Here is a 24351-nt window from a genome sequence, read left to right on the forward strand (position 1 = left end):
CACGGGCGCGCCTCCGCATCCGCAACGCATCCTGGTTCTCCAACCAGCTCAGAGGGAGGTCGAGATGGCGCTCAGGCTCATCGGCACGACCAGCGACGAGGGAGACTGCCCCACCCTGTACGAGATCGAGGGCACTGACGAGATCCTCGTTCAGGGCGAGCGGGAGACCGACCCGCAGCACCTCGTCCAGCTGCGGGACGTCAAGCCGTCCGAGACGTTCGTGCGCGTCCCTCGCAGCCTGCTCGCCCGCTACGCGCCTCGGACCGACACGCCGCAGCTTCAGCCGTTCTCGTCGCTCTCCCACCTGTTCCATGAGTTCCACCACACCGCGTGGCGGCTGGAGACCCGCCGCGGCTACGCCTCCGACCGCAAGAGCCCCAAGTGGCAGCGCTGGCGCGCCGGAGAGGGCATCGCAGCCGAGCCGAGCACCTGGCTGGAGAACGTCGCCACCCAGACCGCCGCAGGCAAGAGGTTCGGGCGCGTCCGGATCGTCGACGAACCGGCCACCGAGGGCCAGCGCTTCCTCCTCGCCAGTGCTCCCGGCAACGTGGCCGCGGGCGAGGACATCCGCAACCTCACCCGCGCCCGCGCCCAGGAACTGCGCCTGCCGGACTTCGACTTCTGGCTGTTCGACTCCAAGGTGCTCGCCCGGTTCACATTCGACGCAGACGACACGACGCTCGGCGTGTATGTCACCGAGGACCCGGCCGAAGTGCTCGCCGCCTGCCAGGCCCGCGATGCCGCCTGGCACCATGCGGTCCGTACCCAAGAATTCGCCGAGCGGGTACGTTCCACCGTGTGACCACCGACTTCCAGACCGCCCGGGAAGCCCTCGGTGCGCGGCTCCGGGAGCTGCGCACCGAGGCCGGCCTGGAAGGAAAGGACCTCGCCGCCCAGCTTGGCTGGCAGACGTCGAAGGTCTCCCGGCTCCAGAACGGCAAGCAGACCCCGACCCGCGCAGACCTCACCGCATGGGTGCACGCCCTCGGGCGCCCAGACGTAGAGGCAGAGCTGCACGGACTCCTCGCCGGGCTGGACATGAAGCAGCGCCACCGCTCCTGGCGGCGGCAGCTGGCCGGCGGGCACCGCGGTCGCCAGGAGATCGGCGTCAAGCTGACCGACGCCACAAAGGGGATCCGTGGCCTGGAGGTTTCTAGGATCCCTGGCCTGTTCCAGACGCCGGAGTACGCGCGCGTCATCTTCGACGGCCTCGCCGAGTTCCGAGGCATCCCGCCTACGACCGAAGCGGCAGTCGAGGCGCGGATGAGGCGGCAAGAGGCTCTGTACGACCCGGCCAAGACGTTCCACTTCGTCCTCTGCGAGGCGGCCCTCTACCACCGCCCCTGCCCGATGGACGTGATGGCCGAGCAACTGGACCGTCTCTACAACCTAGTCGGCCAGCGCCGCATCGAACTCGGCATCATCCCCTTCGGCGCGCAGCTGCGCCGTACGGCCCCGCATGCGTTCTGGATCTACGACCGGCGGTTGGTCATCGTCGAGACCATCAGTGAGGAGCTGTGGCTCACCGGTGACGAGGACATCGCGGTGTACGAGCGGGCGTGGGACTGGCTCTCCGGGTCTGCCGAGTACGGGGCGCCGGCGCGGCGTCTGATCGGCCGGGCAAGGGCGTCTCTCGACCTCACGTAGCAATCGGCGCAAACACCGAGTGAGCTCATGCAACCACGCGCAATCGACGCACACGCACGCAATCGCCCTGCATAGCGTGCTGGGCATGACTCAATCAATCCGCCTCACGGCGCTGTACGCGGCCGGGGACGCATGGCTCGTCCGCTGTTCCGCGCGGCCGGATCTCGTGCGCCGCGCCTGGGACGCAGAAGAACTCGCGCCCGTGACGTCCGGTGAGCACTGGCTCGTCGCCGAGTCTCGGCTCGTCACCGGTATGGCCGCGGCCGTGCGTATTCAGGAGGAGCAGCGAGGGCCCGTGCTCGCTGACCCGGGGCTCGACAAGTTGTGGTGGCTCGTGCCGCTTGATGCCCTCGAAGAGCTGGCCGACGTGCGGCAGGTCAGCATGCGGCCGGCGGGCTGGGCGCTGGACTGCCCGCCGAGCGGTCGGCAGGTGGCGGGGCGTTGGTGGCTCTGGCGTCCCGACGGATCGGGGAGTCTCACCGGCCCCGCCGTACTCGCCGCGGCGTTCGGGCCCGGTCGGCACCTGCAGCCCTCGGAGGCACTCTGAATGAAGAGGACCACCATGGATGACGCGCCCAGGCTCGGCCTCCCGCTGGAGTGGCCGGAGCCCTCGGCGGACTGCGGAGTGTGCCAGGCGCTGGCACGGCAGCGTGCCGCAGCGGCGGTCCGGAACGACCAGTCCCGTGTATCGGACTGCAACGTGGAGATCCGCAACCACCACGCCGGCCGTCGGCGTCCGGGGCGGCAGTGAGCGGAACAAGGGGCGCGTTCAGCCCGGCGTCACCAGGCGGGCCTCGTACGCGAACACCGCCGCCTGCGTGCGGTCCCTCAGGCCCAGCTTCACCAGGATCCGGCTGACGTGGGTCTTGATCGTCGACTCGGCCACCACCAGCCGCCCGGCTATCTCCGAGTTCGACAGGCCCTGGGCTATCAGGACCAGCACCTCCGTCTCCCGTTCGGTGAGGTCTCCGTATGCCGCCTGGGCGGTGGCCGGGATGCCCGGGGCCTCGGACAGCTTCGAGAACTCCGTGATCAGCCGCCTGGTGACGGAGGGGGCCAGCAGGGCCTCGCCGGACGCCACCACCCGGACCCCGTCGGCGAGCTGCCGTGCCGAGGCGTCCTTGAGGAGGAAGCCGGAGGCTCCCGCCCGCAGCGCCTGGTACACGTACTCGTCGAGGTCGAAGGTCGTCAGTACCAGCACCTTCGCGGTGCCGTCCGCCGCGATGATTTCCCGGGTTGCCTCTATGCCGTTCAGCTCGGGCATGCGGATGTCCATCAGCACGACGTCGGGGGCGAGTTCGCGGACCTTCTCGACCGCCTCCCGGCCGTTGACCGCCTCGCCGACGACCTCGATGTCCGGCATCGCGTTCAGCAGGACCGAGAAGCCCTCGCGAACCATCATCTGGTCGTCCGCGATCAGGACACGGATGGTCATGCCTCACCTTCGCTCACCGTGGCCACGGGCAGGAACACCGCCACCTCGTAGCCACCCTCGTCCGTGGGGCCCGCCGTCATCTCGCCGTTCAGCATGGAGACCCGCTCCCGCATGCCGGTGATGCCATGGCCGGCGCCGGGCGAGGGCTTCACCAGGGCCGGGTGCGGCGGCGGGCCGTTGAGTATGCGCAGGCCCAGGCCGCCGAGGACATAGCCGACCTCGACCCGGGCGGTCGCACCGGGTGCGTGCCGCAGGGTGTTGCTCAGCGTTTCCTGGACTATTCGGTAGGCCGAGAGCTCCACGCCCTGCGGGAGTTCACGCACCGCTCCCGTCACCACCTTGTCGACGGTCAGGCCCGCGTCCCGCACATTGGCGAGCAGCGCGTCCAGGTCGGCGAGCGTGGGCTGCGGGGCCTCGGGCGCCTCGTAGTCCTCGGCACGCACGACGCCCAGGACCCGGCGGAGCTCGGTCAGGGCCGCCACCGCGTTCTCCCGGATGGTGGCGAAGGCGCGCTCCAGCTCCGGCGGCGGGTTCTCCACCCGGTAGGGCGCGGCCTCCGCCTGGATGGCGACCACCGACATGTGGTGGGCGACGACGTCGTGCAGCTCGCGGGCGATCGTCGTGCGCTCCTCCAGCAGCGTGCGGCGGGAGCGCTCGTGCTCGGTGACCGTCTGCTGGGCGGTCACCTCCTGCCGGGCCTGGCGGCGGATGTGCAGCACGGCGACGATCAGCAGGATGATCGCCGACAGGATCAGCATGGGGCCGGTGTTGGAGTCGTAGTAGCCCGAGCCGAGGAGGGTGTCCGCGAGCAGCCCGTAGGCCAGGGTCAGCGCCCACATCCACGCGGCCGTACGAGGCCGGGTGCGCACGGCGACGACCGTCAGCACCGTCAGGTGCGTCACGAAGCTGCCGGGGGGCCACGGCCACGGCTCGTACCACCCGCCGTAGAACATGCCGGAGAGCGGGGCCGCGACCAGGGAGGCCCAGAAGGCGCCGACCGGGCGGACCAGGGTCAGCAGGACCGGGGCCAGTGCGAGCAGACCGACGAACAGGTTGAGGGCCTCGCCGCGGCTCGACTCGGTCCCGACGAGCATCGCCAGCAGGCCCGCCGACACCACCAGCGCGTGCGGGGTCCACGCCGCGTACTGTCCCAGCCGGCCCTTCAGCCGACGGGTTATGGGGCCGTCGGCACTCACGCGAGGCAGCGGGCGGTAGGCGAAGGCGTCGTGGAACAGGTCCTGGCGCAGCCCCCGCAGGGCGTCCAGGGCCAGCCGGAACTCGGGGCTGCGCGCCGCGGCACCGCTCGGCGGTGCCGTGGGCCTGTGCGTCTGGGTCGTCTCGGTCACGTTCAAAACCGTACGGCCGGGTGGGGGTCCAGGTCGTCACCAGTGAGAGGGGTCATTCGGGGTCCCTCTCAGGTACTACGGGTCCGCTACTACGGGTCCGCTGCTACGGGTCCGCCCGGGGCGGTCTCTGGCGCCTCTCCGGCACGAACGAGCCGCACCCTTCCCTCACGTCCCTCAGTAGCCGGAGGGCCGGACCAGGCCCGACTCGTAGGCGAACACCGCCGCCTGCGTGCGGTCGCGCAGGCCCAGTTTCACCAGGATGCGGCCCACGTGCGTCTTCACCGTCTGCTCGGCCACCACCAGGTGCTGGGCGATCTCCGCGTTCGACAGGCCCCGGGCGATGAGGGCGAGCACCTCCGTCTCCCGCTCGGTCAGATCGCCGACGCGCTCCTTGAGCGGGGCGCGGGGCGTGCCGTCCAGCCGGGAGAACTCGGCGATCAGCCGCCGCGTGATGCCCGGCGCGAGGAGCGCGTCGCCGGCCGCCACCACCCGGACCGCCTCGGCCAGCTGGTCCGCGGAGGCGTCCTTCAGCAGGAACCCGGACGCGCCGGCACGCAGGGCCTCGTAGACGTACTCGTCGAGATCGAAGGTGGTCAGGACCAGCACCTTGATCTGCGGGGTGGCAGCGGTGATGCGGCGGGTGGCCTCGATGCCGCCGAGTTCGGGCATGCGGATGTCCATGAGGACGACGTCCGGGGCCAGCTCGGCGACCTTGGCCACCGCGTCCAGTCCGTCGACCGCCTGGCCGATCACGTCGATGTCCGGCTGGGTGTTGAGCAGCACGGTGAAGCCCTGCCGGACCATCTGCTGGTCGTCGGCGATGAGTACACGGATGGTGCCGCTCGTCATGGGGTTTCTTCTCCTGCCGGGTTGGGAGGTTGCAGGGTGTCCGGGGGTCGCAGGGTTACGTCGTCTGCCGTGTCGGGTCGGGGGAAGTGCAGCTCCGGGGCCGGGAGCCGGGGGTCGGTGGCCGGCCTGCGGGGGCCGTCGGGGTGCGGGCGGCCGTCCCTGGGGAGGAACGCCGAGACGGCGAAGCCGCCGTGCAGAGTTCTGGTCGCCGAGAGGTGGCCGCCGAGCATTGTCGCGCGTTCGCGCATGCCGAGCAGGCCGTGGCCCGCGCCCGGGGAGGGCTGGACCGGGCGTTCCGGTCGGGAGTTGATGACGCTCAGGTAGAGGCCTTCGGGGAAGTGCGTGAGCTCGACCCGGACAGTGGAGCCGGGCGCGTGCCGCAGGGCGTTGCTCAGCCCCTCCTGGACGATCCGGTACGCCGACAGCTCCACGCCCGGCGAGTAGGGCCGGCTCGGCTCGCCCCGGATGTCGATGCCGACGTGGAGTCCGGCGGCCCGGGTGTTGTCGATCAGGGCGTCGAGACGGTCGAGCGTGGGCTGCGGGGAGTCCGGGGCGGTGCCGGTCACGGCCTCGCCCAGGCCGTACGGGTCCTCGGGGTCCTCGGGGTGCTCGGAGCGCAGGACGCCGAGGACGCGGCGCAGTTCGGTGAGGGCCTCCAGGGCGTTGTTGCGGATGCCGTGGAGGTTCTCCTTGAGTTCCTCGGACGGGTTCTCCACCAGGTGCGGGGCGACCTGAGCCTGGATGGAGATCACCGACATGTGGTGCGCGACGACGTCGTGCAGCTCGCGCGCGATCCGGTTGCGCTCCTCCAGCAGGGTGCGCCGGGCGCGTTCCTCGGCGGTGATCGTCTCCTGCTGTACGAGTCGGGTGCGGGCATCTCGGCGCCCTCTGAGGGCGGCGCCCAGGAGGACGACTCCGATGAACAGGGTCACCGCGAACGCACCGGTCGACGAGTAGTTCGACGCGCCGATCAGCCCTTGGACGACACCGGTGACCAGCGCGGTCAGGGCCAGCGCCGTCGCCGACGCGCGGGCGGGTACGCGCAGGGCGAGCAGGAACAACACCGTGCTGTGCGCGATCATCGCCTCCCAGGTCCACGGCCAGGAAACGTCGGGCTGGGCCTGGCCGGACAGGAGTTGGGAGCGGGCGCCCATGGCCACCACGGTCGTGACCACCGTCGACAGCCACCACGCCGGAACCGGCCGCCACACGGCCAGAGCCACCGCCGCGGCCTGCGCCGCCGAGCACAGCAGACTGTAGTTCGGCCCCTGGCCGTAGCCGTCGGTCATCCGTTGCGCGTAGGCGAACAGGATGCCGACCGCGAGCAGGACGACCAGCCCGTGCGGCAGCCAGCGCAGCCACACCGAGGGCGGCAGCGGGTTGGCTGTCGTGGTCCACATCTCGTCGCGCAGCTCACGCAGCCAGCGGTACGCGGGTGAAGGCGCCGCCGCACGGGACGGCGGTGGTGCGGATGTGCGCGCCGTCGCACGGGACGGCGGTGGTGCGGATGTGCGTGGTGGTGACGCTGAGGCACGTCGTCCGTCGGCCGGTGGCCCGTTCTCCGCGTTCCCCGCCCCGTTCACAGGGTCAACCCTAGGCACGGTGGGCCGCCTTCGATTCCGTCGGACCGGAGTTGTGGTGCACGTGCACCACTGTGGATCCGCCGCCCCGACCGCCCCGGCGGCCCGCCTGTCCGCCGTGTTCGAAGGCGCGGAACGCACCCCAGCAGACCGCCAGTGCGGCAACGAAGACCGGTAGCCAGATGAGCCTGGCCGGTATCCAGACCAGGTCGTCGGGGCGGGTGTGCAGGCCGGGGAGGTGGCCGGCGAGCAGGCCGGTGGCCGTAGTGGCCATCAGGGCCGTCTGGTGCCACAGGAAGATCGTCATCGCGGAGAGGTTGAGCAGGGCGACCGCCGCCCAGGCCGGGGACCGGCGCATCGCCCGGCGCAGGGGACCGCGCAGCAGCAGGGCGAGCCCGCACTGGGCGAGGCCGAAGGTGACGGCGGCCAGGGTCGGCGGGTCGAGGTTGGAGACCCCGGCGCCGGGCACGCCGACCATCGACGCCGGATAACCGGCCCAGCCCACCAGTCCCGCCGTCGCCGCCGCCCCGCCCGTGAGCAGCAGCCACCCTGCGCGGCGGCGCTCCAACTCGCCCCGGGTCCACGCCGCGCCCAGCGTGTACGGCACCAGCCAGCCCGCGGCCACGTTCACCCAGCCGAGCCAGGACGGGCCGCCGAGGCCGAAGCGCACGAGGTCCACATGGAGGACGACGGCCAGCGGCCACAGCGGGTTGACCCGCGTCAGCAACGGGGTCGCCGCGGTCAGCGCGGCGAAGACCAGCAGGAACCACAGGGGCGACAGGGCGAGCTTGACCAGCGTCCGGACCGTCGTGAACTCCACGCCCGTCAGCAGCAGCGCCGCCGAGGCCACCGTCCACAGCGCCAGTACGGCCGCCACCGGCGCGAAGAGCCGGGCCAGACGGGTGATCAGCCAGCGCCCGTACGTCGTGCCGCGCGCCTGCGCCGAGGCGAGGCTCCGGGTCGCCACATGGCCGCCGACCAGGAAGAACACGGCGAGCGTCTGGAAGATCCAGGAGATCGGCGCCAGCCAGGGCATGTGCTGGAGCGGGCTGGACGCGCGCAGGGTGCCGCCGTCCGCCACCAGGGCGGTCACCAGCCAGTGGCCCAGCACCACGCCGAGGATCGCGAGGGCGCGCAGGGCGTCGACCGCGCGATCCCGTTCCCGGGGTGTCGCCGCGTCGATGCGGGTGGCGGATTTCCGAACGCCCCGGATGTACCGGACAGTCCGGTCGCGTATGTCACGCACGGGTCACCTCCGAGGTGTCGCCGAGGACGATCCGGGCGAGGTTGGCCAGGGAGACCGAGCCCGGCGTGAAGTAGTCGCTGTGGCCGCCGTCGCCGGCCGCGAAGACGCGGGCGCCGAAGACCGGTGACACGGGGTCGGTGCCGAAGCCGACCGTGACGCCGAAGAGGTCGGCCCTGATGTGCGGTGCCTCCGCGATCCAGTCGTCGCCGCCGCGGGCCGCCCAGACACGGGCGGACGTGTGCAGCGCCGCCGCCGAGTCCGCGCCCGTGCCGGGGCTGCCGATGAGCGCGATGTCGTCGATGCCGGTGCCGGCGGAGGCGGCGCGGGCGCAGACGACGGTGCCGTAGGAGTGGCAGACCAACGTGACGTGGGCCCGGCGGCCGGTGATGCCGCGCAGCTGTCGTATGAACTCGCGCAGCTTCGGGGCGGCTTGGTCGGCGCGGGTGGTGGTGAGGACGGTGGTGCTGATCGTGTCCGGGGTCTCGTAGCCGAGCCAGGCGACGACCGCCGGGCGGGTGCCCTGAGGGGCGTGCCGGGTCAGCCGGCCGTACAGGGCCGTGGCCGTCGCGCGGAAGCGGGCGTATGTGTCGAGGGTGGTGTCCGAGCCCGGGACGAGGACCGCTATGCGGTCGGCGTGGGCCAGGTCGCCGAACACCTCGGTGGCCCGGCCGGAGCCACGGCCGTCGAAGGCGAGAAGCGTACGGGACGGGTCGGCCAGGGAGCGGTCGGCGGCGGCGCGGCCGCGGTCGCCGTGCGCCTCGGCCATACGGGACGCTTCCGCGGCGTTGGCGCGGTTGGCGGCGTAGGCGTCGTCCAGGGTGGATGCCGTGAGCGGAGCGAGTACGGCGGGGGTGGGGGCCGGGATGCGGGGGTGGGCCGCGGCGGAGAGGGGGACTACGACGGCGGCGGTGACGAGGAGGGCGAGCAGGGAGCGGCGTAGTCGCCGGGCGGTGCGGAGGGGCGCCCTCCAGCCCCGCGGCCCCTCCGGCCCAGCCGTCGTCGTATCAACCCCGAACCCCAGGCCCATGCCGTCTTCCCTCCCAGTCCGCCCGCCCATCGGGCCTGTCTGGTTGGGAAATTACGGATCAGGGCTCGTCGTCCGCGTCCCGCCAGGGAGCTCTTCCGGCAGGTAGCTCTCAGGTACTACGGGTATGAGAGGGGCTCACCTAGGACGGGCATGAGAGCGACTCACCTATCACGCACATGAGAGGGCCTCACCTGTTACGGGCATGAGACGGCCTCACCAAGCCAACTGCCCAATCTCCTCGACCACCACCGCACACGCATCCGCCACCGGATCGATCAGCGGAAAGTGACCGACGTCCTCCAGCAGCGTCAGCCCCACCACCTCCCCCGCCTTCGCCGCCGCCTCCGCGTACGACTCGGCGACGGCCTGCGGAACATCCACGTCCGCGCGCCCCTGGACGAGCGTCGTCGCGATGCCGGTCGGCAGCAGCAGCGCCGGGTCGGCATACGGCTGCCGCTCCGCGAAGTGCGCCTCGCCACCCAGGAGTTGACGTACCGCTCCCCCGCACACATCCAGCTTGTCGGCCACCGCGAAGTCCGCGATCGGGGCCAGCGCCACCACGCCCCGCAGCTGCGCGGGCCGGTCCGTGCGCCAGGGCGCGTCCGCCGGGAGGACGTGCCGGGCGGCCGCCCACAGCGCCAGATGCGCGCCCGCCGAGTGGCCGGTGATCACCGTACGGCGGAAGTCGGCCTGCGGAAGGGCCTCCCGTACGAGCGCGGGGAGCGCGTCCAGCGCGGCGGCGACGTCGTCGAAGGTCTCCGGCCAGCGACCGGCGACCGGTCCGGTGCCCGGCCCGGTGTCCCCGTCCGGACTCTCGGCGCCCCGCCGGTACTCGACGCTCGCCACGGCGAACCCCCGGCGGGCCAGGAAGTCCGCGAACGGGCTGATGTGCCGGCGGTCGTACGGCGCCCGCCACGCACCCCCGTGCAGCACCACGACGAGCGGGGCGAGGGAGGTGGGCCCCGTGGGCTCGGTGCCGCGCGGGGCGTAGAAGTCGATCACCTGGTCGGGGTGGTCGCCGTACGCGGCCGTGGCGTCGGGGTCGACGGCCGGATGCGCGAAGGCGGACTCCTCCTCGGCGGCGGCCCGGGCTGCTGCGGCGTCGTCCGGCATGCTCCAACCTCTCAGCGGTGTAACGGGTTTGGCGGACCAGGGGAATCGGCCGTTGGCGGGGACGGTATCAGGCCGGTGACGTGCGGCTGCATGGGGATGTCACGCTCGGTGAGGGGCAGGGTGACGGTTCCACCGTTTCGTTTCCGCTGGTGAGTGACGGCAGGACACTCGCCCCCAGGAGTCCCCAGGAGTCCCCAGGAGTCCCCAGGAGTCCCCAGGAACCCCAAAGAACGCGGGCCAACGCGCGGCTGGTGCGCAGGACGTTGGCGGATCCCCGGCAGGGGGCACTGTTCCGCGCCGTCATCGCCGCCGCGAGGTGCGGGTGGCGGAGTGGGCGCCGTGCGTGGAACAGGGCGTCGCCCGGGGCGAGTTGCCCGTCGGGACGGACGCGGAGGCGGTCGTACGGGCGGTGTCTGCGCCCCCTCTACTACCAGTTGCTGACGACCGGGGCCCCCGCCACCCCCGCCGCGGAGCGCGCCGCGCGGGCGGCGCACGCGGCTGCCGTGGCGGGGGTGTACGTCACCAGGACGTGACCGGGGTCAGCGCAGCACCTCCGCCAGCACCCGCGCCGCCCGTTCCACATCCGCGAACCCGACATACAGCGGGGTGAAGCCGAACCGCAGCACATCGGGCTGCCGGAAGTCGCCCACGACCCCTCCCTCGATGAGCCGTTTCATCACGTCCCCGGCATCCGCGCACCGCAGCGCCACCTGGCTGCCGCGCTCCTCATGAGCGGCCGGAGTCACCGACTCCACGCGGCCCTCGGGCACATACGCCCCGACACACTCCAAGAAGAAGTCCGTCAGCGCGAGCGACTTGGCCCGCACCGCCTCGATCGAGACACCGTCCCAGACCTCCAGCGCGGCCTCCAGCGCCAGCATCGAGAGGATGTCCGGCGTACCGACCCGCCCGCGCACCGCACCCGGCGCCGGTTCGAAGGAAGCCCGCATGCCGAAGGGCTCCACATGCGAGTTCCACCCCGGCAGCGGCGAGTCGAACCGGTCCTGCAGCTCGGCCCGCACATACAGGTACGCCGGTGAACCGGGCCCACCGTTCAGGTACTTGTACGTGCACCCGACCGCCAGGTCCACCCCGTGCTCGTCCAGCCCCACCGGCAGCGCGCCCGCGCTGTGGCACAGGTCCCACACCGCCACCGCGCCCGCCGCGTGCACCGCGGCCGTCAGTGCGGGCAGGTCGTGCAGCCGGCCCGTCCGGTAGTCGACGTGGTTCAGCAGCACCGCGGCCGTGCGCCCGGACAGGGCGGCCGGCACCTCACCCGGCACCACCGCCCGCAGCGAGCACCCGGTCATCCGCGCCGCCGACTCGGCGATGTACCCGTCCGTGGGGAAGGTCGTCGCGTCGACCAGGATCTCGTCCCGGCCGGAACCGGCGGACTGCGCCATCCGCACAGCGGCCACCAGCGCCTTGAAGACATTGACGCTCGTCGAGTCGCCGACCACGATCTGGCCCGCCGCCGCGCCCACCAGCGGGGCGATCCGGTCGCCGATCCGCTCGGGCGCGGTCCACCAGCCGCTCTCCTCCCACGAACGGATCCGCAGCTCACCCCACTGACGGCGGACGACATCCTCGACCCGGCCCGGCACGCCGGCCGGCAGCGCGCCCAGCGAGTTGCCGTCCAGGTACACCACGTCGTCGAGGACGAACGCCGACCGCTTCCCGGCCAGCGGGTCCTCGCCGTCCCACTTCTCAGCCCGCAGGAGCAGTTCAGACATGGGACCTCGCCGTCCACAGCTCCGGGAACACGTTCTTGCGCGCCCGCTTCTCCAGCCAGGCCACCCCGGCCGAGCCGCCCGTGCCGGGCTTCGCGCCCATGGCGCGCCGGGTGGCGACCAGGTGGTCGTTGCGCCAGCGCCACACCAGTTCGGCGACGTCGGTCAGCGCCTCGCCCAAGCGGGCGAGTTCGGAGTTCTGGTCGCCCGCGTAGATCGCGGTCCAGGCCGCCTCGACCGCTTCCGACGGCTCGTACCGCTCGGAGACGTCGCGCTTCAGCACGGCCTCGGGGATCGCGTGGCCGCGCCGGGCGAGGAAGCGCAGCACCTCGTCGTACAGGCTCGGCTCGTGCAGCGCCTTCTCCAGCTCGGCGTGCACTCGGGGCGCGCCCCGGTGCGGGACCAGCATCGACGCGGACTTCTCGCCGAGCAGGAACTCCATCCGCCGGTACATCGCCGACTGGAATCCGGAGCCCTCGCCGAGGGCGGAGCGATACGAGTTGAACTGGGCCGGGGTCAGCTGGCCGAGCGGCTTCCAGGAGGCGTTCAGCGCCTCCAGCTCGCGGACGGAACGCTTCAGCGCCGCCACCGCCACCGGCACGTCGTCCTCGCGGAGCGCCTTCGCGGCGGTCTCCCACTCATGGACGACGACGGTGAACCACAGCTCCATCACCTGGGTCGTGACCAGGAAGACCATCTCTCCGGGATCGTCGGAGAGGGTGTGCTGGAGGTGGGTGAGCACGTCCGCCCTGACGTAGTCCTCGTACGGCGTTGTGCCATCGAAGTCGAGATGCGGGGTCTCGGGCTCGTTCGTTTCGTGAGCCTCTTGGGACATCGCTGTCTCCTGTTGTAACTCCGGGTAGCGGTCCGCCCCTGCCGTTACCGACACGGGGGCCCCGGTCCCCACCCGCATCCTCAGGGATGCCCCGGAACATCGCAAGGCCCGCCCAGGTCACACCGGGCGGGCCCGCAACAAAGGCGACTGATCCAGCGTCTGCTAACCCAGCGTCTGCGCCGCCGTCGGCGAGGAGTCCTTCAGGAACTGCGAGCAGCGCTCGTACTCCTCCTGCTCGCCGATCGCACCCGCCGCACGGGCGAGGGCGTGCAGGGCGCGCAGGAAGCCGCGGTTCGGCTCGTGCTCCCAGGGCACGGGCCCGTGGCCCTTCCAGCCGTTGCGGCGCAGGGCGTCCAGACCGCGGTGGTAGCCCGTACGGGCATAGGCGTACGACTCCACGACGCTGCCCCGTTCGAACGCCTCGTCGGCCAGCTGGGCCCAGGCCAGCGAGGACGTCGGGTACTTCGCCGCGACGTCGGCGGGCGCGGTCCCGCCCGCGAGCAGCTCACGCGGCTCCGGGTCGTCGGGGAGGTGGGTCGGGGGCGGTCCCCCGAGGAGGTTCTCGTGAATCGTCATGGGTCCCAGTCTGGTGCATCGCGGCGGAACGAGGGCAGTGGCGGTCGCCCGCATGCCGCCGACCCGCACCCGCCACGCTCCACAACCCCGCCAACCCGCACCCGCCACGCTCCACAACCCCGCCAACCCGCACCCGCCGCGCTCCCGACCCCCGCCTATCCGCGCCCCGGCCGCTCCAGCGGTGGCGAGGTCACGTTTCCGTGCCTGCGGCACTCGGGCCGCTCACAGCCCGGCGGCAGACGGCGTACGAACGTGAAGGCCAGCGCCGCCCCGACCACCAGCACGGCCGCGCACACCACCATCGCCCGGCCGAACGCCTCGTCGAAGGCGGCCGGCGCGCGGTACGCCTCCGGGCCCATCCCAGCCAGCAGGGGCAGCGCGGCGACCGCCACCAGGCCCGCCGCCCGCGCCGCCGCGTTGTTGATGCCGCTCGCCAGACCGGCCCGGGCCGTGTCCACGGAGGCCAGGACCGTGGCCGTGAGCGGCGCCACCAGGGTGACCATGCCCAGGCCCAGCACCAGCAGGGCCGGGAGCACGTCCGCCAGGTACGAGGCGTCCTGCCCCACCCGCAGCATCAGCAGCATGCCCGCCGCGCACAGCAGCGGGCCGACGGTGAGCGGGATGCGCGGGCCGATGCGTTCGCCCAGCTCGCCGGAGCGGGCGGAGAACAGCAGCATCAGGACGGTGGCCGGCAGCAGCGCCGTACCGGCGGCCAGGGCCGAGTAGCCGGAGACCACCTGGAGCTGGATCACGGCGAGGAAGAAGAAACCGCCGAAGGCCGCGTACACACACAGGGTGACCAGATTGACCGCCGTGAACTGGCGCGATCTGAAGATGTCCAGCGGCATCATCGGGTCCGGGCGGCGCTTCTCGACGTAGACGAAGGCGACGCCCGCAGCCACGCCCGCGACCGCCGTCACGGCGACGACGAGGGACCCCTCCGTGGCCTCGATCAGGGCGTAGGTGACCAGGGCGAGCGACAGTGCGCCCAGTGTCGCGCCGAGCACGTCGAAGCGGCCGTGTTTGCGGCCGTCGGCGGACTCGGGGACGTGCCGCAGGGCCACGGGGACGCACACCAGAGCGAGCGGGACGTTGAGCAGGAAGATAAAGCGCCAGCCGGGGCCGTCCACCAGCCAACCGCCGACGAAGGGGCCGACGGCCGCGCCGATGCCGCCGAAGCCGGACCACAGGCCGACCGCCCGCCCCCGGTCGTCGGCATGGAAGGAGGCCTGGATCAACGCCAGCGACCCCGGCGTGAGCAGGGCGCCGCCGACCCCCTGCAGCGCCCGGGCCGCGATCAGCACCTCCGCGTTCGGCGCGAGCCCGCACAGCAGCGAGGCGACGGCGAACCACACCACGCCCATGACGAAGATCTTCCGTCGGCCGTAAGTGTCGCCCAGCGAGCCGCCCAGCAGGATCAGCCCGGCGAGCGTGAGCATGTAGGCGTTGACCGTCCACTGGAGTGCCGCCAGGTCGGCGTCCAGGTCGCGGCCGATGCGGGGCAGGGCGACATTGACGACGGTCGAGTCCAGCAGGGCCATGCTGGAGCCGAGCACGGTGGTGAACAGGATCCACTTGCCCTGGGACGAGGCCAGCCGGACATCGGGCATGCCCCCAGGTATACAGCGAGCCCGGCGCTGTTGCGCCGGGCTCGTCGGGGAAGTCCGGGTACTACTTCAGCTTCGTACCGGCCGAGCGCAGGTTCTGGCAGGCCTCGACGACCCGCTTGGCCATGCCCGCCTCGGCCAGCTTGCCCCAGGTGCGCGGGTCGTAGGTCTTCTTCGAGCCGACCTCGCCGTCGACCTTCAGGACGCCGTCGTAGTTCTTGAACATGTGGTCGGCGACCGGGCGCGTGAAGGCGTACTGCGTGTCGGTGTCGATGTTCATCTTGACGACGCCGTTCTCCAGCGCGGTCTGGATCTCCTGCTCGGTGGAGCCGGAGCCGCCGTGGAAGACGAAGTCGAAGACCTTGGCGTCGGCGGGACGGCCGTACTTGGCGGCGACGCCCTCGTTGAGCTCCTTCAGCAGCTCGGGCCGGAGCACGACGTTGCCCGGCTTGTACACGCCGTGCACATTGCCGAAGGACGCGGCCAGCAGGTAGCGGCCCTTCTCGCCCAGGCCCAGCGCCTCGGCGGTGCGGATCGCGTCGTCGACCGTGGTGTACAGCTTGTCGTTGATCTCGTGGGTGACGCCGTCCTCCTCGCCACCGGTCGGCGTGATCTCCACCTCGAGGATGATCTTCGCGGCGGCGGCGCGGGCGAGCAGTTCCTGGCCGATGGCCAGGTTGTCGGCGAGGGTCTCGGCGGAGCCGTCCCACATGTGGGACTGGAAGAGCGGGTTCTCGCCGCGGGCGACGCGCTCCTCGGAGACCGCGAGCAGCGGACGGACGTACCCGTCGAGCTTGTCCTTCGGGCAGTGGTCGGTGTGCAGGGCGACCGTCACGTCGTACTTCTTGGCGACGATGTGCGCGAACTCGGCCAGGGCGACCGCGCCCGTGACCATGTCCTTGCTGTGCTGACCGCCGAGGAACTCGGCGCCGCCGGTCGAGATCTGGATGATGCCGTCGCTCTCGGCCTCGGCGAAGCCGCGCAGAGCCGCGTGCAGGGTCTGGGACGAGGTGACGTTGATGGCCGGGTAGGCGAACTTGCCTGCCTTCGCCCGGTCGAGCATCTCGTTGTAGACCTCGGGGGTTGCGATGGGCATCTGTCCGCTCCTTGTATGTGCGGGTTGGCGTTCTGCGTGCTTACGGCCCTGACCTAGACCTTGGGGTGCGACGTCATCGTCGGCCCCATCTTTCCAGACGAACCGGGATGCTCTAAGAGGCGCTCAGTCCAGACCGAGCTCGTCCTTCGAGTACGCGTACAGGTACGGCACCCCCGCGCCCTCCTGGATCTTCTCGGCCGCGCCGGTCGCCCGGTCGACGATCGTCGCGACGGCCACGACCTCGGCGCCGGCCTCGCGCACCGCCTCGACGGCGGTGAGCGGGGAGCCGCCGGTGGTGGAGGTGTCCTCGACGACCAGCACGCGGCGGCCGGCGATGTCCGGGCCCTCGACCCGCCGCTGCAGGCCGTGCGCCTTCGCGGCCTTGCGTACGACGAACGCGTCCAGCCTGCGGCCCCGCGCGGCGGCGGCGTGCAGCATCGCGGCGGCGACCGGGTCGGCGCCCATGGTGAGCCCGCCGACGGCGTCGAAGTCCAGGTCGGCGGTCAGGTCCAGCAGCACCTGGCCGACCAGCGGGGCGGCCTCGCCGTCGAGGGTGATGCGGCGCAGGTCGACGTAGTAGTCCGCCTCCAGACCCGAGGAGAGGGTCACCTTGCCGTGCACCACGGCCTTGTCCTTGATCTGCTGCAGCAGCGCGCCACGTACGTCCGTCATGCCGACCAGCTTAGAGCCGCCTCCAGCGCCAGGTGGTCGTGGCCTCCAGCGGCTCCAGTGGCGTGACCAGGCGCGGGAGGGTGTTCAGCCCGTCGGGCGGCCCGGTCTGCGGCTCCACGCAGACGGCGGCCTCCTGCTCGTCGTACACCACGACCCACTCCTCGGGGCTGGTGACCTTCAGCTCCAGCTGTTCCGGCCAGGTGAGGGTGACGTCGACCCCGCCGGGCATGCCGAAGCAGTCGTCCCAGGGGCCGGGCTTGACGTCGAGGCGATTGCCGGTGGGGAGGTGGTCGTCGCCGCGCTCCTCCTGCCAGGCGGGGCTGAAGTCGATCTGTACGTCGGCCCCGCCGAGGTTCCGGCTGAACCACGGGTGCCAGCCGATCTGCGCCGGGAAGGAGTCGTCATACGTCTCGACGGCCATGGTCAGCGTCAGGGCGTCCGGTGTGAGGCCGATCGCGTGGGTGACGCGGCCGGAGTAGGGCCAGGGCTCCACCAGGTCGTACGTCAGGACCGCCTCGTCGGCCGTGACGCGCGCGGGGTGCCAGGCGCCGTCGCGGGCGGTGCCGTGGATGGCGTGCGGCGGGGCGTTGAGCGGCAGCTGGTGCAGGGTGGCGCCGGTGCGGAACCGGCCGTCGCGCATCCGGCCGCACCAGGGGACCATCGGGAAACAGCCGAAACGGTCGCCCTGGCGGAGGAGTTCGGTGCCGCCGACGCGGAGTCCCGCGACACGGCCGCCGTTGTCGGGCCGCACGGTCACTTCCGCGTCGCCCGCGGTCAGCGTGATGGGTTCGTTACTCACGGGACGACCCTACTGGGGAGATCAAGAGGGCCTGTCCGGCTTCAGCCGCTCAGTGGCGGCGGCGCAGGGCGCGCGGCCCACGAACAGTTGCCGTCGCGGCCCGTACTCACGGGACGACCCTACGGGGAGATCGACAGCGCCTGTCCGGCCGCGGCCGCTCAGTGGCGGCGGCGCAGGGCGCGCGGCCCACGAACAGTTGCCGTCGCGGCCCGTGGGAAGACAGCGACGACAGCACACGACCCGCGACCCACGAACGACGGCAGTCGCGACCTGTCGCGCGGCGGGAACCCAGCCGCGACGGCACCCGGCCCGACCACCAATGGCGCCCGCCGGCGGCCTCTCCGGCCGGCGAGGTCTCAGTGGCGGCGGCGCAGGGCGCGGCCGACGACGATGGCGGTCGCCACCACCAGCGCGGCCGCCGGGGCCCAGCGCAGGGTGGGGTTCTGCGCGACGGTCTGCGGGGCCGGGACGGGGGCGTAGCGGCCTCGGGGCGGGGCGTGGTCGACCTCCTCCGCGCTGCGGCCGATCATCGTGCGGCGCGCGTGCGCGGCTTCGGCGGGCGGCTCGGCGGACTCGGCGAAGTCCCGGGCGACGGGGGATTGCTGCGCGCCCTGGGCGACGGGGGGTTCCGTCGCGTCCTGGGCAGCAGGGGGTTCCGTCGCGTCCTGGGCGGCGGGGGGCTCTTCGGGGCGGTCGTCGATGAGGTCGGGTTCGTCAGTGGTGGGGTCGAGGGAGGGGGGCGGGACCTCGGTGTCGAACACGGAGGGGGATGCCGCCGGCGCCGTCTCCTGCGGCTCGCGGCCGGCGTCCGCAGCCAGGTTCTCCGCCGTGCGGCCCAGCAGGCGGGTCACGGCGGAGTGGACCGTTTCCTCGGGCAACTCGGTGATGCGGCCGTCGGCCGACGCGGTGCCCTGGACGGTGAGTGTGGTGCCGCCGTCGGTGTCGCGGAGGCGGACGGTGAGCGCGAGCTTGACCGAGCCGGTGCCCCGGGTCTCGGCGGCGTCGCCCTCGACGGCGTACGAACCGTCGTCCTGCGCGGCGATGCGCAGGGTGCCGCGGTAGGTGATGGAGTGACTGCCGATCCGCATCTTGAGCCGCCCGGCGACGGGCTCGGCCCCCGCCTCCTGCTGGAGCCCGGGAACCGCCCGGGCGACCCGCGCGGGGTCGGCCAGCGCCGCGGCCAACCGGTCGGAGGGAACCGGAACGAACACCTCATGCTCCATGGCGATCGAGCCTACCCGGGGGTGGGCGAAAGTACGCTCCCCTCGACAGCAACTCGCCCGGCAACTCCCCCATGCCCTCAGTACCGCGGGTGCACCAACGTCGACGCCGGCAGCCCCGTCATCCGTGGCGTCAAGGCCTGCCCGGCCGCGTCCAGCGGTGGCGTCGCCTGCGCGGCGGCCAGGACGAAGCCCCAGTCGTGGGGGGTGTGGGCCGGGCCGGGGGTGCGGTCGGCGGTGAAGGCGGAGTCGTGGCCCGACACCCGGTACGGGGCCGTGTGCAGGCCCGCCGCGCGGATCGTCGCCTCGACCGTCCAGAAGACCCGCGGGTGGGAGCGGAACGGTCCCGCGTGCACGGACAGGCGGCCGTCGTCCGCCAGGGTGCGCCGGGCGAGGCCGTAGAACTCCTGGGAGTACAGCTTGGTGCTGTCCGTGATGCCCGGGTCGGGCAGGTCCGCGATCACCACGTCGTACGCCGCCGCCGGCGCGCCCCGCAGCCAGCGGAAGGCGTCCGCCGTGGTGACGTGGACGCGGGGGTCGTCGTAGGCGTGGTCGTTGAGGTCGGCCAGCGCGGGGTCCTCGCCCGCCAACTCCACGACCGCCGCGTCGATTTCGACGATGTCGACGTGCCGTACGCCCTGGTGCCGCAGCACCTCGCGCGCGGCGAGGCCGTCCCCGCCGCCGAGGATGAGTACGCGCGCGTGCGTGCCGTTCATCGCGGGGTGCACCAGCGCTTCGTGGTACCGGCGTTCGTCGCGGCCGCTGACGCGGAGCCGGCCGTCGATGAAGAGGTCGAGAGGGCGGCCGTCCCTGCCGCCGGTGAGGACGACCTCCTGGACGTCCGTCTGCAGGGCGACGCGTACGTCCCGGCCGTAGACGGCGGTGCGGGCGGCGCGTTCGAAGTCGTCGACGAGGACGGCGGCCGAGGCGAGGATCGCGAGGACGGCGACGTTGGCGACGAGCAGCAGCCAACGGGCACGGCACGTCAGGTCGCGCCGGAACAGGCCCAGGACCAGGCAGCCACCGGCGACGACGTTGACGGCGCCGGTCAGCAGGGCGCCGGTCAACTGGCCGAGGAACGGCAGCAGAAGGAAGGGGAAGGCGAGGCCGCCGACCAGGGCGCCGACGTAGTCCGCCGCGAACAGGTCGGCCACCGCGCCGCCCGCGTCCTGGCGGCGGATGCGCTGGATCAGCTCCATCAGCAGCGGGATCTCCGCGCCGATCAGCAGTCCGATGACGAGGGAGAAGGCGACCAGCAGCCAGCGCGGGCCGTTGACCCACAGGCCGCCCCAGTCCCCGGTCCAGGCGAAGACGGCGTACAGGGCCATCGCGCTGCACCCGCCGACCAGGGCGAGGGCCGCCTCGACCGCGCCGAAGCCGGCGGCGGCGTGGCGGCGCAGCCGCTTGGCGGCGAGCGAGCCGATGCCCATCGCGAAGACCATGACGGACAGCACGACGGAGGCCTGGGTGACCGAGTCGCCGATCAAGTACGCGGCCAGGGCGACCAGTTCGAGTTCGTACACCAGTCCGCAGGCCGCGCAGACGAAGACGCCCGCGAGGACCAGGAACCGTCCGGTTGCCTGCCGCACTGGGATCCGCGCGGGGGCGCGCCAGGGGGCGGGGTGCCGGGTGGGGCTGGCGCGTGCGGGTCGATCACGACTGCGACGTTACGTCACGGGTGCGGTGCGCTTCGTCACCCACACGTGTGGAACCGCGTGTTGTCGAGGCTCGGGGCGTTTGAGCCCGCCCTCAGTCGCCGGACGGGCTTATGAGCTCACGGCGTTGCGGGTTCACCGCTCGTCTCACCCCCACTCTCGTCCGCGTCGCGACCAACTGGCCGTCCTGTGGGTACGCGTGCCAGGTGCGCCAGTGCACCTGGCCCTCGTGGCGCTGGGCGAGCAGGGCCGTGAAGGCGTGCGGGCTGCCGGGGAAGACGCCGACAAGGCCGTTGGGGTGGTCGGAGACGAGGGCCAGCAACTCCTGGGCGCGGCCCGCGAAGGAGCCCGGTGACAGGGCCTCGACGCGCGCGGCGAACTCGTACTCCCAGTCCCCCACCCGCTTGGCGACGCCGAGCGGCAGGGGCGTACTGCTGCCGGGAATGCACGCCACCGTCTCCGAGCAACTGCTCCGCTTCTCCTCCAGGAGCACCTGGTGGGACGCGCCGAGCAGGCGCAACTGGAGCTTGGCACCGGCCAGTTCGAGGTCCAGGGTGGCGAGGGCGGGCAGTGGTTCACGGCCCAGCGCCCAGGCGAGGTCGGCCGCGCGCGTGTCGGTGTAGGAGGTGTTCAGGGTCGTGAGCATGGATCGGCTCCGCTAGCACGCAAAGAAAGGCGGTGTGGGTCCGGCGCGCCCCGGTCGACACCGGGAGATCGGCCCGGCGGCCCGTCAGGAGCCCGGTCGGTGGCGGGGTCCGCAGGACGTCCGAGGGCCGCGTTGGTGGTTAAGAGGGAATCATGAACTGTGGCGACGCCACAGCGTTTTTACCCAACTTCGTGGGGTTTCCATCCCTCAGAGGGCTTATCAGCTCAACTGTTCAACCACGGCGTACGCCTGAGCGAGGTTGGCGTACGCCGGAGTGAGCGCGAAAGGCGACTGCCCGGCGCACACCACGGCGCCCGCCCGGACCGACGGTCCCGGCGGGCGCCGCGCGGCGGGGATGCGGTTCCCCCTTCCGGAGCTCGGCTGCCCCGTGTCAGCTGCCTCCCCCGCATCCACCGCCGCCACCTCCGCAGGACGAGCCGCCCCCGCAGGAGTGCCCGCCCCCGGAGTCGCCCGAGCCGCTGTCTCCCCCGCCGAACCACCCGCCGCTGCTGCCGCCGTCCCCGTACGAGCGGCTGCGCCGGCGGGACCGCGCGCCCACCCTGCTCCGGCCGCTACGGACCGAGGTCGCGATGCCCCCGACGAGCACGCAGATCATGAAGAGCGCCAGGATGATGCCGATGACCATGGCGTCACCCTCCTTCCGTTTCCCCCGAAGCGGCCCCCCGTGGGCGCCTCGTTCGCTTGCGTGCCGAGGGGATGCCCGGCCGCCGCGCGGCCCAAAGCAGAGTTGAGGAAGTCCAGAGCTTGAGCGCAGGATGGCCGCCATGACCTCCACCGAGCGCCCCTTCCTCAACCGCCGCCTCGCAGAGTTCGGAACGACGATCTTCGCGGAGATGTCCGCGCTGGCCCTGAGCACGGGCTCGATCAATCTGGGCCAGGGCTTCCCCGACACCGACGGCCCCGAGGAGGTCCGGGAGGCGGCCGTACGGGCGCTGCGCGAGGGCCGGGGCAACCAGTACCCGCCCGGCCCGGGCATCCCCGAGCTGCGCGCCGCCGTCGCCGCGCACCAGCAGCGCCGCTACGGGCTGTCGTACGACCCCGCCGCCGAGGTCCTGGTCACCGCGGGCGCCACCGAGGCGATCGCCGCCGCGCTGCTGGCGCTGGTCGAGCCCGGTGACGAGGTGATCGCCTTCGAGCCGTACTACGACTCGTACGCGGCGTGCATCGCGATGGCGGGCGGCACCCGGGTGCCGGTCACCCTGCGCCCCGACGAGGGTTCGTTCCGCCTGGACCTCGACGAACTGCGCGCCGCCGTCACCGACCGCACCCGGCTGCTGCTGATCAACACCCCGCACAACCCCACCGGCATGGTGCTCACGCGCGCGGAGCTGACCGCGATCGCCGAGCTGGCCGTCGAGCGGGATCTGCTGGTGGTGACCGACGAGGTGTACGAGCACCTGGTCTTCGACGACGCCGAGCATGTGCCCCTGGCCACCTTCCCGGGGATGCGCGAGCGCACGGTGACGATCGGGTCGAGCGGCAAGACGTTTTCGTTCACCGGTTGGAAGGTCGGGTGGATCACCGCGGACGGCCCGCTCGTCGCCGCCGTCCGGACGGCCAAGCAGTACCTGACCTACGTCAGCTCCGGCCCCTTCCAATACGCGATCGCCGAAGCGTTGCGCCTGCCGGACGCGTACTTCGACAACTTCCGCGCCGACCTACGACGCAAGCGCGACCTGCTGGGCGACGGCCTGCGCGCGGCCGGGTTCGAGGTCTACCAGCCCCAGGGCACGTACTTCATCACCACCGACATCACGCCCTTCGGTGAGAAGGACGCCTACGCCTTCTGCCGTGCGCTCCCCGAACGCTGCGGCGTCGTCGCCATCCCTAACTCCGTCTTCTACGACGACCCCGACGCCGGCCGCAGGCAGGTGCGCTTCGCCTTCTGCAAGCAGCGGGCGGTACTGGAGGAGGCGGTGAAGCGGCTGAAGACGCCGGCCGGGTGAGGCGGCGGGCTCCGGACACGGCAAGAGCCCGGCCCGGGCACCCGACCTTGCCGGTCGGTGCCCTGGCCGGGCTCCCGTGACGCCCGACTACTCCTCGTCCTCGGGCTTGTCCGCGTCGTTGATCTCCTTCTCCAGGCCGAGCTGCTCGACCAGCCAGCGGTCGAACTCGATGGCCGCGCGCACCCAGCTGACCGTCGAGGAGACGAAGAACTCCAGGTTGACGCCGGTGCCGATCAGCATCTGGGCCTCGCCGATGAGGCGGACGGTGCCGTCGTCATGGGTGTGGCTGTAGACCTTCGGCCACAGGGTCCGCCGGTTCCAGTCGTCGATGGACTCCAGAAGCTGCGGCTTCTCGTCGATCGGGTGGGGGCGGTCGTAGAAGGTCCGCACCGAGAAGACCTGCTGGTCACCCTCGCCGCGGAACATGAAGTACGTACGGAACTGCTCCCACGGCGCCGCGAGGTCACCCTCTTCGTCGACGACGTACTTCAGCTCCATCTGGTCGAGGAGCTGCTTCACAAGGTCCTGATCCGGGACGACGGGGCCCGCCGGTCCTTGGGGCTCGGGCTGGGGCTTGCCCCCGAAGTTCGGAATCGAGGACGGGTCGATGGTCACCGTGAATTTCCCTTCGTACGGATTCCGCCATCCTCCCCCATGCGGGGAGGGGGGTGGCAAGCCCCGACGTAGTCTGTCAGCCGTCGGCGGACGTGATCCGGCCGGACGGCCGGTGCGAGGCGGGGCGGGGGCTCATGGCGGAGAAACGGGACGTCGCGACGGCTGTCCAAGGGGCGCCCCGGGGCCGTACCCGGTGGGGGATCTTCGCGGCCGTCGCGGCCCTGCCGGGACTGATCGTGGTCCTGCTCGTCGGCGCCATGCTGGCCTTCGTCCTGACCGACGACGAGGAGATCGGCCGGTACGCCGCCGAGAACGCCGACTGCGCCGAGGCGCTGGGCTTCGGCGGGGCCGCGCTGCCCGCGGGCGTCGAGGCCGAGTCGTGCACGGTGGCGCACGGCATCGACACGGCCTACACGGCGGTCTTCCGGATGCCCCGGGCGGACTTCCGCGCCTGGCTCGCCGACACCTACCCGGACGCCCCGGCGCCGCGGACCGAGTGCGCGGACGCCGACGCGGAGCTGTGTGTCGACCTCGGCGTCTACACGGGGGGCCTGCCCAAGGGCGTCGAGGCGCACGGCGTGCACATGGACGTGGACCACGAGGGCACCGAGACCGCCCAGGTGCGTTTCTCGGCGTTCACGACGTGACGCGGCGTTCACGACGTGACACCGAGAAGCGCACGGACGGCAG

General features: G+C 72.2%; 24 protein-coding genes and 2 pseudogenes. 7 read left to right on the forward strand and 19 right to left on the reverse strand.

Features of this window, described 5'->3' with window-relative positions; translation table 11 throughout:
• Positions 1-64: 64 nt before the first annotated feature.
• From I2W78_RS17605 to I2W78_RS17620, 4 genes are all read left to right on the forward strand, one after another.
• The gene (locus I2W78_RS17605) at positions 65-802 is read left to right on the forward strand and encodes a DUF6879 family protein (protein WP_196461073.1); all 738 of its coding nucleotides are present in this window, start codon (positions 65-67) and stop codon (positions 800-802) included.
• Positions 799-1647: a helix-turn-helix domain-containing protein gene (locus I2W78_RS17610; RefSeq protein ID WP_196461075.1), complete on the forward strand. Its 849-nt coding sequence runs from the start codon at positions 799-801 to the stop codon at positions 1645-1647. The genes I2W78_RS17605 and I2W78_RS17610 overlap by 4 nt, the downstream gene beginning before the upstream one ends.
• A gap of 85 nt (positions 1648-1732) precedes the next feature.
• Complete coding sequence (locus I2W78_RS17615) at positions 1733-2194, forward strand: hypothetical protein (RefSeq protein WP_196461077.1); 462 nt, start codon at positions 1733-1735, stop codon at positions 2192-2194.
• Between the two features lie 15 nt (positions 2195-2209).
• Positions 2210-2398, forward strand: a complete 189-nt coding sequence (locus I2W78_RS17620) for a hypothetical protein (RefSeq protein ID WP_196461078.1) — start codon at positions 2210-2212, stop codon at positions 2396-2398.
• An 18-nt stretch (positions 2399-2416) separates the two neighbouring features.
• Here the strand turns inward: I2W78_RS17620 and I2W78_RS17625 are convergent, their stop codons facing one another.
• The 7 genes from I2W78_RS17625 to I2W78_RS17655 all read right to left on the reverse strand — a co-directional run bounded on the left by I2W78_RS17625 (position 2417) and on the right by I2W78_RS17655 (position 10243).
• Complete coding sequence (locus I2W78_RS17625) at positions 2417-3082, reverse strand: response regulator (RefSeq protein ID WP_196461080.1); 666 nt, start codon at positions 3080-3082, stop codon at positions 2417-2419.
• A complete protein-coding gene (locus I2W78_RS17630) occupies positions 3079-4428 on the reverse strand; it encodes a sensor histidine kinase (RefSeq protein WP_196461082.1) in 1350 nt (449 codons plus the stop codon). The genes I2W78_RS17625 and I2W78_RS17630 overlap by 4 nt, the downstream gene beginning before the upstream one ends.
• Positions 4429-4602: 174 nt before the next feature.
• Positions 4603-5277, reverse strand: a complete 675-nt coding sequence (locus tag I2W78_RS17635; RefSeq protein WP_196461084.1) for a response regulator — start codon at positions 5275-5277, stop codon at positions 4603-4605.
• A complete protein-coding gene (locus I2W78_RS17640) occupies positions 5274-6677 on the reverse strand; it encodes a sensor histidine kinase (RefSeq protein ID WP_196461086.1) in 1404 nt (467 codons plus the stop codon). Before I2W78_RS17640 ends, I2W78_RS17635 begins: the two co-directional genes overlap by 4 nt.
• A gap of 193 nt (positions 6678-6870) precedes the next feature.
• Positions 6871-8103: an acyltransferase family protein gene (locus I2W78_RS17645; RefSeq protein ID WP_196461088.1), complete on the reverse strand. Its 1233-nt coding sequence runs from the start codon at positions 8101-8103 to the stop codon at positions 6871-6873.
• Positions 8096-9130: an alpha/beta hydrolase gene (locus I2W78_RS17650; protein WP_196461090.1), complete on the reverse strand. Its 1035-nt coding sequence runs from the start codon at positions 9128-9130 to the stop codon at positions 8096-8098. The genes I2W78_RS17645 and I2W78_RS17650 overlap by 8 nt, the downstream gene beginning before the upstream one ends.
• 213 nt (positions 9131-9343) lie before the next feature.
• On the reverse strand, positions 9344-10243 hold the full coding sequence (locus I2W78_RS17655; protein ID WP_196461092.1) for an alpha/beta hydrolase: 900 nt from the start codon (positions 10241-10243) through the stop codon (positions 9344-9346).
• A gap of 233 nt (positions 10244-10476) precedes the next feature.
• Between I2W78_RS17655 and I2W78_RS40500 the strand changes: the two are divergent.
• A pseudogene (locus tag I2W78_RS40500) lies at positions 10477-10776 on the forward strand (TetR-like C-terminal domain-containing protein); the annotation flags it as partial.
• A 6-nt stretch (positions 10777-10782) separates the two neighbouring features.
• Here the strand turns inward: I2W78_RS40500 and kynU are convergent.
• The 11 genes and pseudogenes from kynU to I2W78_RS17710 form a co-directional block, all read right to left on the reverse strand.
• Positions 10783-11976, reverse strand: coding sequence for a kynureninase (kynU, locus tag I2W78_RS17660; RefSeq protein WP_196461094.1), 1194 nt, complete (start codon positions 11974-11976; stop codon positions 10783-10785).
• Entirely contained in the window at positions 11969-12808 is an 840-nt protein-coding gene (locus tag I2W78_RS17665; protein WP_196461097.1) for a tryptophan 2,3-dioxygenase family protein, read from the reverse strand. Before I2W78_RS17665 ends, kynU begins: the two co-directional genes overlap by 8 nt.
• A 162-nt stretch (positions 12809-12970) precedes the next feature.
• Positions 12971-13384, reverse strand: coding sequence for a DUF3151 domain-containing protein (locus tag I2W78_RS17670; RefSeq protein ID WP_196461099.1), 414 nt, complete (start codon positions 13382-13384; stop codon positions 12971-12973).
• 155 nt (positions 13385-13539) lie between these two features.
• Positions 13540-14994: an MFS transporter gene (locus I2W78_RS17675; protein WP_196461101.1), complete on the reverse strand. Its 1455-nt coding sequence runs from the start codon at positions 14992-14994 to the stop codon at positions 13540-13542.
• A gap of 61 nt (positions 14995-15055) precedes the next feature.
• On the reverse strand, positions 15056-16087 hold the full coding sequence (gene fbaA, locus I2W78_RS17680) for a class II fructose-bisphosphate aldolase (protein ID WP_196461103.1): 1032 nt from the start codon (positions 16085-16087) through the stop codon (positions 15056-15058).
• Between the two features lie 123 nt (positions 16088-16210).
• The gene (gene pyrE, locus I2W78_RS17685) at positions 16211-16759 is read right to left on the reverse strand and encodes an orotate phosphoribosyltransferase (protein WP_196461105.1); all 549 of its coding nucleotides are present in this window, start codon (positions 16757-16759) and stop codon (positions 16211-16213) included.
• 10 nt (positions 16760-16769) lie between these two features.
• Complete coding sequence (locus I2W78_RS17690; protein ID WP_196461107.1) at positions 16770-17558, reverse strand: aldose epimerase family protein; 789 nt, start codon at positions 17556-17558, stop codon at positions 16770-16772.
• A 356-nt stretch (positions 17559-17914) separates the two neighbouring features.
• Complete coding sequence (locus tag I2W78_RS17695) at positions 17915-18781, reverse strand: SRPBCC domain-containing protein (RefSeq protein WP_196461109.1); 867 nt, start codon at positions 18779-18781, stop codon at positions 17915-17917.
• 77 nt (positions 18782-18858) lie between these two features.
• A pseudogene (locus I2W78_RS17700) lies at positions 18859-20435 on the reverse strand (polyamine aminopropyltransferase).
• Between the two features lie 92 nt (positions 20436-20527).
• Complete coding sequence (locus tag I2W78_RS17705) at positions 20528-21079, reverse strand: DUF2617 family protein (protein WP_196461111.1); 552 nt, start codon at positions 21077-21079, stop codon at positions 20528-20530.
• A gap of 391 nt (positions 21080-21470) precedes the next feature.
• Positions 21471-21725 (reverse strand): hypothetical protein, encoded by a 255-nt coding sequence (locus tag I2W78_RS17710; protein ID WP_196461113.1) that lies wholly within the window; start codon positions 21723-21725, stop codon positions 21471-21473.
• 130 nt (positions 21726-21855) lie between these two features.
• Between I2W78_RS17710 and I2W78_RS17715 the strand changes: the two genes are divergently transcribed.
• Positions 21856-23046: a pyridoxal phosphate-dependent aminotransferase gene (locus I2W78_RS17715; RefSeq protein WP_196461115.1), complete on the forward strand. Its 1191-nt coding sequence runs from the start codon at positions 21856-21858 to the stop codon at positions 23044-23046.
• Positions 23047-23133: 87 nt separating this feature from the next.
• On the opposite strand, the gene I2W78_RS17720 is transcribed toward I2W78_RS17715, so the two are convergent.
• Positions 23134-23661, reverse strand: coding sequence for a type III secretion system chaperone family protein (locus tag I2W78_RS17720; protein WP_196461117.1), 528 nt, complete (start codon positions 23659-23661; stop codon positions 23134-23136).
• A gap of 134 nt (positions 23662-23795) precedes the next feature.
• Here I2W78_RS17720 and I2W78_RS17725 point away from each other — a divergent pair, with 134 nt between their 5' ends.
• A complete protein-coding gene (locus I2W78_RS17725) occupies positions 23796-24308 on the forward strand; it encodes a hypothetical protein (protein ID WP_196461119.1) in 513 nt (170 codons plus the stop codon).
• The last annotated feature ends 43 nt before the right edge of the window (positions 24309-24351 follow it).

It is taken from the genome of Streptomyces spinoverrucosus (assembly GCF_015712165.1).
In the GTDB taxonomy this organism is placed as follows: Bacteria; Actinomycetota; Actinomycetes; order Streptomycetales; family Streptomycetaceae; genus Streptomyces; species Streptomyces spinoverrucosus_A.